The sequence below is a fragment of the Paenibacillus sp. RU5M genome, assembly GCF_900221055.1.
Classification (GTDB): domain Bacteria; phylum Bacillota; class Bacilli; order Paenibacillales; family Paenibacillaceae; genus Paenibacillus; species Paenibacillus marchantiae.
In genome coordinates this window covers 135,672-149,288 of record NZ_OBQM01000013.1, presented here as the reverse complement: position 1 = coordinate 149,288, position 13,617 = coordinate 135,672, and the positions used below count along the sequence as shown (strand labels likewise).

13 protein-coding genes are annotated in these 13,617 nt (G+C 46.7%); 6 read left to right on the top strand and 7 right to left on the bottom strand.

The window, feature by feature from the left end:
* The first annotated feature begins 196 nt into the window (after positions 1–196).
* From CRO25_RS28200 to CRO25_RS28185, 4 genes are all read left to right on the top strand, one after another.
* Complete coding sequence (locus CRO25_RS28200; protein WP_090955289.1) at positions 197–2,476, top strand: glycosyltransferase; 2,280 nt, start codon at positions 197–199, stop codon at positions 2,474–2,476.
* Between the two features lie 17 nt (positions 2,477–2,493).
* Positions 2,494–3,645 carry a hypothetical protein gene (locus CRO25_RS28195; RefSeq protein ID WP_079697243.1) on the top strand — a complete coding sequence of 384 codons (1,152 nt, stop codon included), beginning with the start codon at positions 2,494–2,496 and terminating at the stop codon, positions 3,643–3,645.
* Between the two features lie 118 nt (positions 3,646–3,763).
* On the top strand, positions 3,764–5,185 hold the full coding sequence (locus tag CRO25_RS28190) for an MBOAT family protein (RefSeq protein ID WP_079697242.1): 1,422 nt from the start codon (positions 3,764–3,766) through the stop codon (positions 5,183–5,185).
* A gap of 14 nt (positions 5,186–5,199) precedes the next feature.
* Positions 5,200–6,411 (top strand): hypothetical protein, encoded by a 1,212-nt coding sequence (locus CRO25_RS28185; protein ID WP_079697241.1) that lies wholly within the window; start codon positions 5,200–5,202, stop codon positions 6,409–6,411.
* A gap of 103 nt (positions 6,412–6,514) precedes the next feature.
* Here the strand turns inward: CRO25_RS28185 and CRO25_RS28180 are convergent, their stop codons facing one another.
* The 3 genes from CRO25_RS28180 to CRO25_RS28170 form a co-directional block, all read right to left on the bottom strand.
* On the bottom strand, positions 6,515–6,961 hold the full coding sequence (locus CRO25_RS28180; protein WP_079697240.1) for a hypothetical protein: 447 nt from the start codon (positions 6,959–6,961) through the stop codon (positions 6,515–6,517).
* Complete coding sequence (locus CRO25_RS28175) at positions 6,958–7,407, bottom strand: SMI1/KNR4 family protein (RefSeq protein ID WP_063567163.1); 450 nt, start codon at positions 7,405–7,407, stop codon at positions 6,958–6,960. Before CRO25_RS28175 ends, CRO25_RS28180 begins: the two co-directional genes overlap by 4 nt.
* 107 nt (positions 7,408–7,514) lie before the next feature.
* Positions 7,515–8,663 carry an effector binding domain-containing protein gene (locus tag CRO25_RS28170; RefSeq protein WP_079697239.1) on the bottom strand — a complete coding sequence of 383 codons (1,149 nt, stop codon included), beginning with the start codon at positions 8,661–8,663 and terminating at the stop codon, positions 7,515–7,517.
* A gap of 195 nt (positions 8,664–8,858) precedes the next feature.
* On the opposite strand from CRO25_RS28170, the gene CRO25_RS28165 reads away from it, so the two are divergent.
* A complete protein-coding gene (locus CRO25_RS28165) occupies positions 8,859–9,422 on the top strand; it encodes a hypothetical protein (RefSeq protein WP_143806609.1) in 564 nt (187 codons plus the stop codon).
* Positions 9,423–9,549: 127 nt separating this feature from the next.
* Positions 9,550–9,762 carry a DUF6366 family protein gene (locus CRO25_RS28160; protein ID WP_063567161.1) on the top strand — a complete coding sequence of 71 codons (213 nt, stop codon included), beginning with the start codon at positions 9,550–9,552 and terminating at the stop codon, positions 9,760–9,762.
* A gap of 105 nt (positions 9,763–9,867) precedes the next feature.
* Here CRO25_RS28160 and CRO25_RS28155 read toward each other — a convergent pair whose 3' ends face one another.
* The 4 genes from CRO25_RS28155 to CRO25_RS28140 all read right to left on the bottom strand — a co-directional run bounded on the left by CRO25_RS28155 (position 9,868) and on the right by CRO25_RS28140 (position 13,610).
* Complete coding sequence (locus tag CRO25_RS28155; protein WP_079697238.1) at positions 9,868–10,371, bottom strand: MgtC/SapB family protein; 504 nt, start codon at positions 10,369–10,371, stop codon at positions 9,868–9,870.
* A gap of 33 nt (positions 10,372–10,404) precedes the next feature.
* Positions 10,405–11,436 (bottom strand): LacI family DNA-binding transcriptional regulator, encoded by a 1,032-nt coding sequence (locus CRO25_RS28150; RefSeq protein ID WP_079697237.1) that lies wholly within the window; start codon positions 11,434–11,436, stop codon positions 10,405–10,407.
* 87 nt (positions 11,437–11,523) lie between these two features.
* Complete coding sequence (locus CRO25_RS28145) at positions 11,524–12,570, bottom strand: ABC transporter ATP-binding protein (protein ID WP_063567159.1); 1,047 nt, start codon at positions 12,568–12,570, stop codon at positions 11,524–11,526.
* A complete protein-coding gene (locus CRO25_RS28140) occupies positions 12,570–13,610 on the bottom strand; it encodes an ABC transporter ATP-binding protein (protein WP_063567158.1) in 1,041 nt (346 codons plus the stop codon). The genes CRO25_RS28145 and CRO25_RS28140 overlap by 1 nt, the downstream gene beginning before the upstream one ends.
* Positions 13,611–13,617: the final 7 nt, after the last annotated feature.

Sequence of the window (13,617 nt, the reverse complement as noted above, 5' to 3'; positions counted from 1 at the left end):
GCAAATTTCGACAAATAACTACAATAATTATTGTGATACGACAAAATTAACCATCAAAAATTGAACCAATGGCTCTATATTTAACGAGGTCCTATCTCTTTTTTCAGAATTTGTTCAGAATCGTTTAGTACAATGATCACATTCTTTTTATTCCGATAGGCGGCACTACTCAGAAAAATCAGGAAGAGGTATTCACTTGAACTACTTAAGTACACGCAACAAGATACTTGTCACAGCTACTGTGATTATGTCTTGTATTTACGTCATTTGGCGTACATTTTTCACCATTCCTTTTGGACATGGCCCTCTCGCCGTAACCGCAGGTCTTGCCCTCCTCATTGTCGAACTTATAGGTATGTTCGAACTGGCCGTCCATTTTTACAATATGACCCGGCTCGAATATCCCGAACTTCCCGTTGTTGACGAAGCCTTATATCCGGATGTGGATGTATTTATCGCAACTTATAATGAACCCACATCGCTTCTGTTCAAGACGATTAATGGCTGTCTGAACATGGATTATCCTGATCGCTCCAAAGTACATATCCATCTGTGTGATGACTCCAACCGCCCCGAGATGCGGGAACTGGCTGCTCATCTGGGCATTAACTACCTTACGCGAACAGAGCATGTACATGCCAAGGCGGGTAACCTGAACAATGCCATGAAGCATACGTCTTCCCCACTAATCGTCACCTTTGATGCAGACATGATTCCAAAACATGATTTTCTGACGTCGTGCGTTCCCTATTTTCTGACCGGAGAAAAAATTGGTTTTGTGCAAACACCACAGAGTTTCTATAATCCCGATCAGTTCCAGTACAATCTGTACTCCGAGAACCGGATACCGAATGAACAGGACTATTTCTATCGGGACGTACAAGTGGGACGCAACAAATCCAATTCCGTCATCTATGGCGGAACAAATACTGTACTCTCCAGACAGGCACTGGAAGACGTCGGCGGATTCTATACCGGTTCCATTACAGAGGATTTTGCCACTGGTATTGAAATGCAGAGCAAAGGGTATCGCTGCTTTGCTACCAATAAAGTACTGGCCTCCGGACTTGCTCCCGGTGATCTGAAAAGTCTGATCAAACAGCGTCAGCGCTGGGCGCGCGGTTGTATCCAGACAGGTAAAAAAATGAACCTTCTCTTCAAAAAAGGACTTAGTTTTGCGCAAAAACTGAACTACATTTCTTCCATTACCTACTGGTACTCCGGGTTAAAACGACTGCTGTACATCATGTCACCCATACTGTTTGCCGTGTTCGGCGTTCTGGTTGTGAAATGTACCATTCTGGAGATTCTCGTGTTCTGGTTGCCGATGTATCTGTTGACCAACACCTGTCTGCGAATGTTATCCGGCAATATTCGAACCACCAAATGGACCAATGTATATGAGACCATTCTGTTCCCTTCCCTTCTGCCCGCCGTCATTCTGGAAACTCTGGGCATCACGATGAACAAATTCGTCGTTACCCGCAAAGACGGTGCGCAAAATGATGATCGGAACTATCAGATTAAACAGATGATTCCTCATCTGATTCTGGCGGTACTATCCATTATCGGAATCGTGAATTGTATCCACTGGACATTTAGCCAGGGAACAATTGGTTTCCTCGTTGTACTGTATTGGTTATTGATTAATTTCTACAACATCATGATGTCGATCTTCTTTCTGGCTGGACGCAAAGTGTTCCGCAATCACGAGCGCTCAATGGCTGCTGTGGATTGCACGCTCACAACGGAAGGGGAGATCATCTCCTGCATCACTCACGATCTCTCGGAAGGCGGCATTTCCGTCATGCTGGATACACCGAAGTACATTCCAAGTGATCTGGAGATTGGCATTAAACTGGTAAATGACCGGTATTCAAGCGAGTTTACAGGCAAGGTGGCACATGTCGCTTCGATCGGAAACCGTTGGAAATATGCTTTTACCGTTAAGGATATCACGGAACAAGAGCAGCGCCAGCTGCTGCACATCATCTATGATCGCGAACCTACACTGCCTCAGAAGCTGGACAAGGATATCAGTACATTTGAAGATATTCGTCTGAATTTTGTACGTCGGGGTCAGAGTGAGTTCATGTCCAACCGGAAGCTGGCACGAATTGCGCTAAATCGCGAATTGCCAACGGCAGATCATGGAACCGTGACATTGATGGATTTCAACTATGAATTCGTCTTGGTGGAGATGGAGCCTCATGATTTGGTCAATGAGATCCAACTTCCGCTTAGCGAAGACATCTCACTGGAATGCGTGTGGGTGCAGTCCCTGCGTAACAAACGAGGCAATTTGTACCGCGTGACCAATATTCGAGATATTGCTCGCAACCATCAGATGCCAACCTTGGAAGCTCTGCTGAAACAGTGGAATAAGGAACATATCCAGTTGGATAAAACAGGCCCTGCATCCCAGGGCAAGAACAACATCTCTCCAGACGAACTGAACGAGATGGCTTATCTATAGAGGGGAGGCAAGAAAGCATGATCAAGAAGTGGAAACAACTTACACTTGTCGCTAGTCTTGTTGTGTTATGGAACATGTATCCCATCCAGGCTGTTCAGGCAGAGCAGCTTAAGGTGAGTAGGAGTACACTCCATGAATGGAGCAATGGAGCCAAGGTAGACGCCAGCGTTGATAACCAAGGCAGTATTCAGATTAAGACCTCCACGCAGGGGCTCAAAAAAGGATACTATTCGGCCTACGTTTATGAGCTGCAGAATCGAGACTGGTCAGGCTATGGGGCTTTGACCTTCTCCATCCGCAATGAATCGGACCGAAGGTTGCCTCTTAATATCGTACTGACCCGAGGGGATAAAACCTCCCTTACTGTGTCTGATGATCGAAACGTCATCGTAGTCGAGAAATCAACCGGACACGCTGAACTGGTTCGTCCGTTATCTGGCCTGATTGCATTGGAACCGGGATTTGTCGGACAAATCCGCATCCCCTTTTCCAGCCTAATGGTCCAGGACAAGGCCAGCACGGCAGGTCAGGTGAACTTGGGTAAAGTCATTGGCTGGGGCATTACAACCACAACTCCCGAAAACGCCAAGCTGAGCTTCCGCATCGGCAACATCAAGCCATTGTCCAAGAAGCAAGCTGTTGTGGAGAATGGGCTCACCACCTTGCAAATAACTGGTGACGAACGTGTGGTGAAGCCCGTAGCTGGTGAATCCATTGTCCAATACGGTGTTCAATCTTCCTCAGAAGAAACGCCCGATGTAAAATTCCAGCTCAACACCCCCGTTCAGGGAGCATCCATTACACCGGATGGACTGCTGACGCTGCATACCGATGTCGATGCTGAGCAGGCCACCATACGTGCACTTGTAAATGGCAAATGGAATCTGACAAAGACCGTCATGCTGGATCGCTCTTCAGCGATGAATGTTCAGGAGAAAGACGGGACGCCACGTTCTATTCCTGACCCATCTGAAGTTACCAAGGTGCTCAGCCCTGCCGACCCACTGATGAAAACATCGGTGGGATGGTTTATTCGTCTCTTGTTAACAGCTGCCGGAATCCATGGACTCGTCCTCTACTGGATGTGGAGAAGACAACGGAATGCCCAGGGTGCCAGAAAGCGACGTTCCCGCAATGATCGACAAGCACGGCGACCTTTTCGCATGTAAACGAACCTTGCAGACCAACTCGCATCCTAAGATGCGGGTGTCTGTCTATTTTTAATTGAGCATGTTGCATCAATTGATACAACGTGCTCCCTTATATGATCCTCAAGGAGGAAAGGCAGTGCTCTTTTCCAGTGTAATCTTTCTATTTTATTTCCTGCCGCTTGTTCTGGGGCTGTATTACATACTGAGATTCTCGGTTACGGCCAAAAACATGCTGCTGCTGGTTGCCAGCCTGTTCTTCTATGCATGGGGTGAACCGTGGTTTGTCCTCATCATGCTGGCCTCCATCTGTTTCAACTATATCTTCGCCCTGCTTGTGGACAAGTTCAGGGAACGAAGGAATGCCGCGTACACCATCATTACGTTGATGCTTATCGTCAATCTAGGTATGCTGTTCGTCTTTAAATACATGGCTTTTGCACTGCGTATTGTGAATGAGAATACAAGTTTTGGCCTAAACATTCCGAATATTGCTCTACCGCTAGGGATCTCGTTCTTCACCTTCCACGGAATTTCCTACGTCATCGACGTGTATCGCGGACATGGTGCCGTACAAAAGAATCTCTTTTACGTGGCGCTGTATATCTCCTTCTTCCCTCAGCTCGTTGCCGGACCGATTCTGCGCTATAACACGATTGCAGATCAGATGGTTAACCGAAAGGAAAGTTGGGACAAGTTCGCACTGGGCTGCTGCCGTTTCATTGTGGGTCTGGGTAAAAAGGTGCTGTTATCCAACAGCATGGCGATTGTCGCGGATCACATCTTTAGCATGGGGGGCACCTCGGATATTCCGGCAAGTCTGGCATGGCTGGGAGCCATCGCCTATACGTTGCAGATTTATTTTGATTTCTCAGGATACTCCGATATGGCCATTGGTCTCGCCCTCATGTTCGGATTCAAGTTCGAAGAGAACTTCAGATATCCGTATATCTCCCGGTCCATCACTGAATTCTGGCGCCGCTGGCATATCTCGCTGGGCACCTGGTTCAAGGAATATGTCTATTTCCCACTCGGGGGATCACGTGTCACTAACAAGGATAAAATGATTCGCAATCTGCTCATCGTCTGGGGATTGACTGGCGTGTGGCACGGTGCGGAGTGGACATTTGTAGTCTGGGGATTGATTAACTTCGCATTCATTGCATTGGAGAAAATCTCTAACTTTGATAAAGGTACCCGCTTCAACCCGCTGCGGCATCTCTATGCCATGTTTATTGTGGTCATCGGGTGGGTGATCTTCCGTTCACCGGATCTGCTGCAAGCTGGCAACTATCTGGGCAACATGTTCGGACTGTACGGCAATGGATTCTGGAGTGATACAACCTGGATGTTCCTGAAAGAGTACGCACTCTTCTTCATCCTCGGTATTCTGTTCTGCATGCCGATTGCCCCGCGAATGAACAAACTGATGGTCGACGGCGCCCGTTTCAGCAAACCATTGGAACTGGTGTACCCGGTCACGATCATCGTTTTATTCCTGGTCTGTGTATCGTATCTGGTCAAAGGTACATACAATCCGTTTATTTATTTCAATTTCTGAGAGAAGGCACAACCATGCACAACTTTTTTGCCAAAAAGAGAATCACGGCTTTCCTCTTCATTCTCGTGCTCGTGACATTCTCTGTTCTGAACATTATTCAATCCTTCGGGCCGATCCAAAAGACGCTGGCTTCAGCGGACTTCCATTTTTCTGAAGCCAAAGAACTGATTCACGAACTGGATAACGACATTAATGAACATGTCTTCGATAAGTTCGGCTTCGTGGAAGCGTACGGATATATGCAGTCACTCATGTGGAAGAACGAGGAGAACAACTTCGAGGTCGTAAAAGATATGGAGGGCAAGCTGCACTATACCTACTTCGCTACAGGGCCGACGGATACAAAAGATCTGTCGGATCGGGTTGCTGCGCTGGGAGCACATTTGGACCCCAAAACAAAGCTGACCTATGTGATGACACCAGACAAATACGTACGTGGGTATACGCAGTTCCCGGAAGGCATTCCTTACAATTATAACAACGAAACCGCCGATGGCTTTCTGGCCAATCTCAAGCAGGATGGCATTGATACGGTGGATCTGCGCGAAGGGCTGTTGGAAAGTGGCATTCCGGCAAAGGATCTCTTTTTCACCACGGATCACCACTGGAAAATTAAAACCGCGTTCTGGGGCTTCGGCCAGCTCGTGAATCACCTGGACGGCATGTACGACAAGCCGCTGGATCCGGATCATTATTTCACGGACTTAAATAACTATAATGTGGTTCCGTATCAGGACATTTTCATTGGATCACAGGGTCGAAAAGCCGGGAAATACTTTGCTGGTGACGATGACTTTGACCTGATTTATCCGAAGTTCAAAACGGACTATTCCTTTTACTTCAAAACCGGCGAGACGGAAGCCACATTGAACGGCCGCTTTGAGGATGCTCTGCTTACGACCTATCCGCTGAATGTACAAGGAGCTACCTATGATCTAACCGCTGACAAGTACTTTACGTACCTGTACGGAAATCAGGGAATCGTTCATGTGGTGAACAAAGACAAACCGAACGGACTCAAGGTACTGTTCATCAAGGACTCTCTCGCAGTGCCGATGATCTCCTTCCTGTCGACTGTCGTGTCTGAGATTTATCTGATTGATCCACGGTATTATACGGGAGACATCATGGATTTCGCTAGCAAAACCGACCTGGATCACGTCTTTGTGTCCATATCGCCGCAGGATCTCGTAGATGAATTTTTCCCTTACGGATCGAAAGATTAACTTGGTGAAGGATCATTCATCTATATAAATTCGAAAGAAAGGGTACCCCACAGCCAATGATCTGGCAGACAGGGTACCCTTTTCTTTTTGTAATCCAATAGAATCAGTTTCGTTCACGCTTCGCCTTTTGTTCCTTATAATATTGCAAAACGTCACGCGGGCTGCCTTGAAACGCTCTTTCCTTGCCATATGCATACGCCAGATCCAAATTTGCAAAAGCCTCATCATGCTGCTCTAGCCTCATGCAGACTACACCCAGCTCAATCCACGGCCCGGTATTAATATCCGAACCTCGGGTTTGCAGTGCTAATTCAGCCCACGGCTTCGCCAGTGCGTACTGCTCCAAGTCCATATGTGCATTCACGTGACAGGAAGCGATCCAGCTTGCTATTTCCCAGTCGGTCTTCGGCTCGGGCAACATCCCCCAAGCCTGGTCATAATAGATCAGGGCTTGCTCATGCTGCTGGGTTTCATCCAGAACATTGCCTGCTTCTACCGTTTCAATAATTTGTCTCTCCAGTTCGGGATGTTCCGGTGTCAGATCCTTCACTCCGTAACCTCCTCCTCCAGTTCGAAATACCATTCCAGAAAGCTATTGAAGCTCGCCCACTGCGGTGTACTTTCACCGCTCAGGAAACGTTCGATCGACTCACCAAGCTCCACCAGAGCCACATCTCCCGTTTGACGGTTATAAAAGAACCCACCCTCTCCCTCAAAGCTGTCCAGTGGGATGTAGGCTTCTGGCAATCCCAATGTGAGTTGAGCCACCGTCATGTCCTCCACATAAACGGTGTTTTCCATAACCCAGCAGATCTGATAGATTTCCTGATGTCTGCTGTAAAAGGTCGGACCATCATCAGCATGCAAATAAAAATGTGCAAACTCAGATTCAAGATCAATACCCAGTTTACGTAAAGCTTCTTCATACTCTGCTGGCACATCTTCATGCCACCAGCCCTGATTTTGACAATAATCAATCACTTTATTGGATAACATATTAAGCCTCCTAATGAATCGAACATGCTGCAGCCATGATGAGTAAACCCTCTGGTACTAGTATATTTATCTATATAACGATATAACCAGGCCTGTTATTCGTTAAATCACGACAAAGGTTTAACAGGTATCCATACTTGAGGAGGAAGACCCTGACCTCGGTATACCTCAAGTTCCGGAATTCCCGCGTGCTTGTAAGGGGTCGCTCCATACCATTCGCTCATAATATACTTCCACAACCGCTGTATCGCTTCTGGCGCCAATTCATCGGCTTCGAACACCATCCAGTGGGACGCGGGAATCTCTATTGAAAACAAACCCTCAGGCACTTCCCCGGAGTGTGAGGTTGCGATCCAATATTCCATTTGATCGCTGTGTAATTCCCTCTGATCTATACAAATGCCGACCAAACCGGAGACGGCCCCGTTATTAAACTCGTTTAAACGATCTTCTATTCCGTCCGCCAAAGCTTCCTGCCACATCTTTGGAATCTCTCTCAAATTCTCGCCATCCACACAAGAGAACGTTCTTTTAATGCCTACGAAAGTTAGGGACTGCTGTTCAATCAAGTTATCTTTCACATTCATGGAATGGGCTCCTTTCAGATCAAGTGCAGAACGATATGGAGTGTGGTTACCCATCACCCATTCATGAAATAATTGGTGAGCGCTGATGGCATCCGGAGCCATGAAGAGATACGTTCCTTCCACCTCTCGGCGGCTCAGCTTGGAATCAAAAAGCTCCCGATCCTCTTCTTCATTCAAAACAATTCGGTACGTCCCATCTTCCTCTCGGAAACCGATCGCGTGCACATTCGTATTTTGTTTATAATATCCCAGCTGCAAAACGGCTGGTTGTTCTTCTGCCATTTCCCCTGTGGAGATCGGATTAGGAAACTCCTCGTCAAATCTCTCTTCTTCCAGCACGATGCCCTTAAAGAAACCATCAACCACTCTGCCCAGACAATCCACCATGAGATTTGCATATTCATAGGGAAACTGTTGGATCTCGTACACATCCCGATCCGAATGATGCCATTGCAGATGCTCCATGATTTTGGAATACGTGAAGCTAACGGCGCTCGCCATTTCCCGATCCAACGGCTGGTCCGCGGTAAGACGGGTCAATTCCACAATACTATTCACATACTTCCAGAATAACAACTGGTCGATGCGCGCTTCCTCGTGCAACATGTACAAAAAGGTATTCTCCTCCGCACGCGCATTGCGCAGCAGTTCCTGAAGCGATTGTTCCATATACAATATATCCTCCCGGGTTTTACTATAAATACTGTATCAAAAGAGCAAGACGATTGGAAATGGGTTCATGCATAACCAGCCTTAGTTTCCTTATTCTGGTGCAACTTTACCTTCATTCTTTCGTCTAATGATTAACTAACAACGAAGGAGATGACTATGCGAATAAGTTGCAGTCCCGGTTTCCCAGGGAACATGATTGGGTCAATTGATCTTCAACCTACCAAGTTTAATATGGGTGTTTCAAGCAACAGCGAGATTACTCATCACGTTAACGCTGAACTCATTGCCATTCCCTATATGGAAGATCCCGAATTCGGATCATACTTTGATGCGATGAAGATGATGAAGGGAACGTACCAGGAAGAGTTTCACGTAAGTTATGATGTGGAATTTACGATTGATGTGGATAAAAAGGGGTACATCACTCAGTTCGAGCATACCTTTGCACTGAATCGTTACCTTGATCTTGTACGGACACAGTCCTATAAAGTGATTAAGACGAATTGGAAAGCACGTTCCTTCCATGTCATGACCTACAGTTATATGGAGGAAGTGTGTAACCCGAACAACGTAATCTTCAAATGTAACCATGCAGATGATGTTTTCGTTGTAGCCGATCTTGTCCCCTATTCTATCGGTGGTGTTGTGGAACAGCCCCATCATCGCTACCTTCAGCTCCGTGCATTAATCTCGGCGAGAGACGATCTCTACCCGATCGACTATATGTGTGAGCCCAATTTTGATCTTAGCATCTAACCATAAGTCCTACATCATTTGAATACAGCAAAGAGCACAAAGCGTTCCTGACTTATCCGGATCACCTGTGCTCTTTTTGAATATAGGTTCTGTTTACCAAAAAAAATTAAATCTCAGGGGTGGTTACATGGATTTCCGAGAAGATACACGCGAAGAAAAAAGAGAACGTTTGAGACAAGAAGAATTAAAGGGAAACCCCATGGGTACGTTTGGTGATGGCATAAATCGTGCTCAATTTGGAAGCTTCTCAGATTTAGTTGGCGGGTTGGGATGGAAAGGCACTGGAATCCTCATTATATTATTGATGATAGGTTATGTAATTTATAAATTAGTGTTCTAGATAAGGATTGGGATAACTATGCATTCTTCGTTATTTGAATAAAATAAGCGTATTCAAAACTTTCTATCGAATACGCTTATTCATTTGCTGAAAATACTCAACCATTTAAGCACTCAAGTCTTTCTTTTCTTCCTTTGCCACCAGCTTCTTGTGCTCCCACTTCTCAATCCAACCCCCAACCCGGATGAAAAAGAAAGCTACCGCCATCGAAAAGGTCACAATTCCGTAGAAACCGGCGCCCGTGCCAATACCGACCCCACCTGCAAATAGGATCATTGCTGCAGATGTCAAACCTTTCACTTCAAATCCGGCCTTCATAATGAGTCCTGCTCCGAGAAAGCCAAGGCCCGAGACGATTTGAGCCGCCAGACGCATTGGGTCCATCATCGTTCGGTTATGCAGCTGTCCGTACACTTCAACACTCTCAATGGATACGATTGTAATGAGCGCAGAAGCGACAGTGACAAATGTATACGTCTTTACGCCTGCCGGTTTGTTCTTATGGGTTCGATCGAATCCGATTAACAGCCCAAGCACAGCACTGATCAGAATTCGAACATAATATTCAAAAGGTACAGAGTTGCCCATCCAGGATGTAAACGTTATCATATTTAACCTCACGACATCCGAAACTCATTCTTGCTAATTCTTGATCGAGGAACAAGAGTTTCTTTCTATGATTTTGCTAGGCACAATCTTGTTATTCTCGTACGATCCCTCTAGAATACCCAGCTTATGCATGAGCAGCCTTACCGACTGAACACCCAGCTCAGATGGTTGCAGATCCATTCCCGTCAAAGAGGGTCTTACCTGGTGCATCATGGACTGATCACCGCAGATGATAAACAAAGAGATATCTTCCGGCACACGCAGACCCGCGTCGTTGATGGCATTAAGGGCGCTAAATGCAGTACGATCGTCGTCTGCGATAATGGCCGTAACCCTCCCCATGGGATTCTTCACATTATGAAGTGTCTCATCATAGCCGTATTTAATATACTTGTCTGAATGAATACCCGGTTTATAATGAATCATTCCGGGCTGGATCATCACACCATGCTCCTGCAGCACCTGGACGAACTCTTCCGACCGTTCAATGGAAACCGTCATCTGCTCCCCGGCGTTCAGGAACATAATGTTCCGATGACCCAGTCCGAGCAGATAATCGCAAATATCGCGCATAACCTGTTTATTATCGTTATTGACGGTAGAAACACCCTGAAGTCCCTTGTTAATGATTTTGCCGATCGTGACAAACGGAATGTCATGCTGATACAGCAGATTGATCCGGTCATCCTCTTCTGTAGGTCCCAGCACAATGGCCCCGTCAATAGGATAGCTCGCAAGTGAAGGTGTCTTCACCTCTTCGGCAGCAATCATGTCCAGAAGCACCCGATATCCGTAATTGGAAGCTTCCAGAATGACACCATTGATAAACTGATTATGGAACACGCTGAAAAAGAATTTGCCGTGCGGAATCGTAAGCCCGATCGCCATTGTTTTCTTGGTGACCAAGCTTCTTGCAATATGATTCGGCACGTAATTCAATTCCTTCGAGATTTGCAGCACTTTCTCGGTTACCTTTTTGCTCGTTGGCCTTTTCTGGCTGAATACGTTGGATACCGTTCCCTTGGATACACCCGCCAGACGGGCTACATCATCAATCTTTGCCATTAGGAACAACCTCTCCTCAACACTAGTTCGATTTCGTGCTCGCGAGTTCAAAGATGACTGATGGTATCGTCAGGTTCATGTCGTTGGTTAGGATGTCCTGGAGTGCATCTCATCCTCAGTCTCGATTGGAACGCCGCGAAGCTGAAGCTGCTCTGCATAATGACAGGCAGCAAAATGATTATATCCTACTTCACGGAGTTCAGGAACGTGCTGGATGCATTTATCCGTCTTATACGAGCATCGGGGATGAAAATGACAGCCGCTTGGCGGATTGGCCGGATTCGGTACTTCCCCCTCCAGTATAATTCGTTCTTTTTTAAAATCCGGATTCGGTTGGGGCACGGCTGACATTAGCGCCTCCGTATAGGGATGCTGAGGATTCGAGAACAATGATTCCGTTGTCGCCAGTTCCACAATTCTGCCCAGATGCATAACTGCTACCCGGTCGGAAATGTTCTGTACGATGGAAAGATCATGCGAGATGAAGATATATGTGATCTTGAATTGCTCCTGCAAATCTTTGAGCAGGTTGATAATCTGAGCCTGAATCGATACATCCAGCGCAGAGACCGCTTCATCACAGACAATCAGTCTGGGTTGTGTAATCAGCGCACGCGCAATGGCTATCCGCTGCCGCTGTCCTCCCGAAAATGCATGTGGGTAACGTTTCAGGTAACCTACATTCAGACCTGTTTTCTCGGCAATCTCCATCACTTTCGCTTCTACCTCAGCCCTGCTCAGCTTAAAGTTTGCAATCAGCGGTTCGGCGATAATATCGAATACGCTCATCCGGGGGCTGAGTGAGGAATACGGGTCTTGAAAAATCATCTGGATATCCTTGCGATATGCTTTGATCTCTTTGCCCTTCAAGTTTAGGTAATTCACTTCTTTTCCATCTTCCGCATGATAGACTACACTGCCTGAAGAAGCATCCACACCTCTAACGATACAGCGTCCGAGCGTCGTTTTTCCACATCCAGATTCCCCGACAATACTGAGCGTCTCCCCTTCAAGGAGTTCAAATGAAATTTCATTCAAAATATGAATGGGTTTAGGCTTTTTGAACAGGGCTTTTTTGGATTTGACCTGAAAGCTTTTGTTCAGGTTGAGGACTTCAAGAATGGGTTTGGTCATTATGCTTCTCCTTCTCTCTGGTCCGCGTACAAGAAACATCTGACCATATGCTGGTCGGAAATCGCGGTTTTCGGTACAACTTGTTGATTACATACGCCTTCAATTCTGTCCTTGCAGCGATCATAGAATCCGCACATTGGAGGCATGTTAATCGGCATCGGAACGGAACCTTCGATGGAATCCAGCCGTTTGCTTTTATTCCCTCCCAGTCTAGGCATCGATTTAAGTAACCCTTTCGTGTAGGGATGCTTCGGATTGTTGAAGATTTCCCTCATTGGAGCCTGCTCAACAATTCTTCCGAGGTACATCACCGCAACCTCATCACACATCTCGGCGATAATACCCAGATCATGGGTCACCAGCAGAATGGCCATGCCAAACTCCGCCTGCAGGCTTTTCATAAGTTCGAGTACCTGAGCCTGAATGGTCACATCGAGCGCCGTCGTGGGCTCATCCGCAATCAGAATTTCGGGGTTACAGGACAATGCCATGGAGATCATCGCCCGCTGACGCATCCCTCCCGAGAATTCATGCGGATATTGATCGAAACGCTTGGCCTGATCGGAAATCCCGACTTTGCTAAGCATCTCTAACGCGATTCTTTTGGCCTCTTTCTTATTCCTCGTCTGATGAATTCGGATCGCTTCCATGATTTGATTCCCGATGGTATACATCGGTGAGAAGGCCGTCATCGGCTCCTGAAAGATCATCGAGATTTTGCGCCCACGGATGGAGCGGATCTGCTTGCCCGTCGGCTTAAGAGACAAAAGATTCAGACCATGGAGAGTCGATTCAGAGTCGGAATTGTAAGTGATTGTTCCACTCGTTTCACATTCCTTGGGATTGATACTGATGATCGATCGACTTGTCAGGCTTTTGCCGCAGCCGGATTCCCCCACAAGCCCAAGGGTTTTGCCTTTGTATATATTGAAGTCGACTCCATCCACGGCATTCATGACGCCATTTTCCATCTGAATCCGAATCTTCAGGTCTTGAACGGACAGTAAAGGTTGCTCCTTCTCAACAGCTTGAGTTGCCATGCTATCC

What these genes read in the sequence shown, in the direction of transcription:
- CRO25_RS28195 (WP_079697243.1), top strand. Translation starts at nt 2,494, where the DNA reads ATGATCAAGAAGTGGAAACAACTTACACTTGTCGCTAGTCTTGTTGTG.
- CRO25_RS28185 (WP_079697241.1), top strand. Translation starts at nt 5,200, where the DNA reads ATGCACAACTTTTTTGCCAAAAAGAGAATCACGGCTTTCCTCTTCATT.
- CRO25_RS28175 (WP_063567163.1), bottom strand. Translation starts at nt 7,407, where the DNA reads ATGTTATCCAATAAAGTGATTGATTATTGTCAAAATCAGGGCTGGTGG.
- CRO25_RS28170 (WP_079697239.1), bottom strand. Translation starts at nt 8,663, where the DNA reads ATGGAACAATCGCTTCAGGAACTGCTGCGCAATGCGCGTGCGGAGGAG.
- CRO25_RS28165 (WP_143806609.1), top strand. Translation starts at nt 8,859, where the DNA reads ATGATTGGGTCAATTGATCTTCAACCTACCAAGTTTAATATGGGTGTT.
- CRO25_RS28160 (WP_063567161.1), top strand. Translation starts at nt 9,550, where the DNA reads ATGGATTTCCGAGAAGATACACGCGAAGAAAAAAGAGAACGTTTGAGA.
- CRO25_RS28155 (WP_079697238.1), bottom strand. Translation starts at nt 10,371, where the DNA reads ATGATAACGTTTACATCCTGGATGGGCAACTCTGTACCTTTTGAATAT.
- CRO25_RS28150 (WP_079697237.1), bottom strand. Translation starts at nt 11,436, where the DNA reads ATGGCAAAGATTGATGATGTAGCCCGTCTGGCGGGTGTATCCAAGGGA.
- CRO25_RS28145 (WP_063567159.1), bottom strand. Translation starts at nt 12,570, where the DNA reads ATGACCAAACCCATTCTTGAAGTCCTCAACCTGAACAAAAGCTTTCAG.
- CRO25_RS28140 (WP_063567158.1), bottom strand. Translation starts at nt 13,610, where the DNA reads ATGGCAACTCAAGCTGTTGAGAAGGAGCAACCTTTACTGTCCGTTCAA.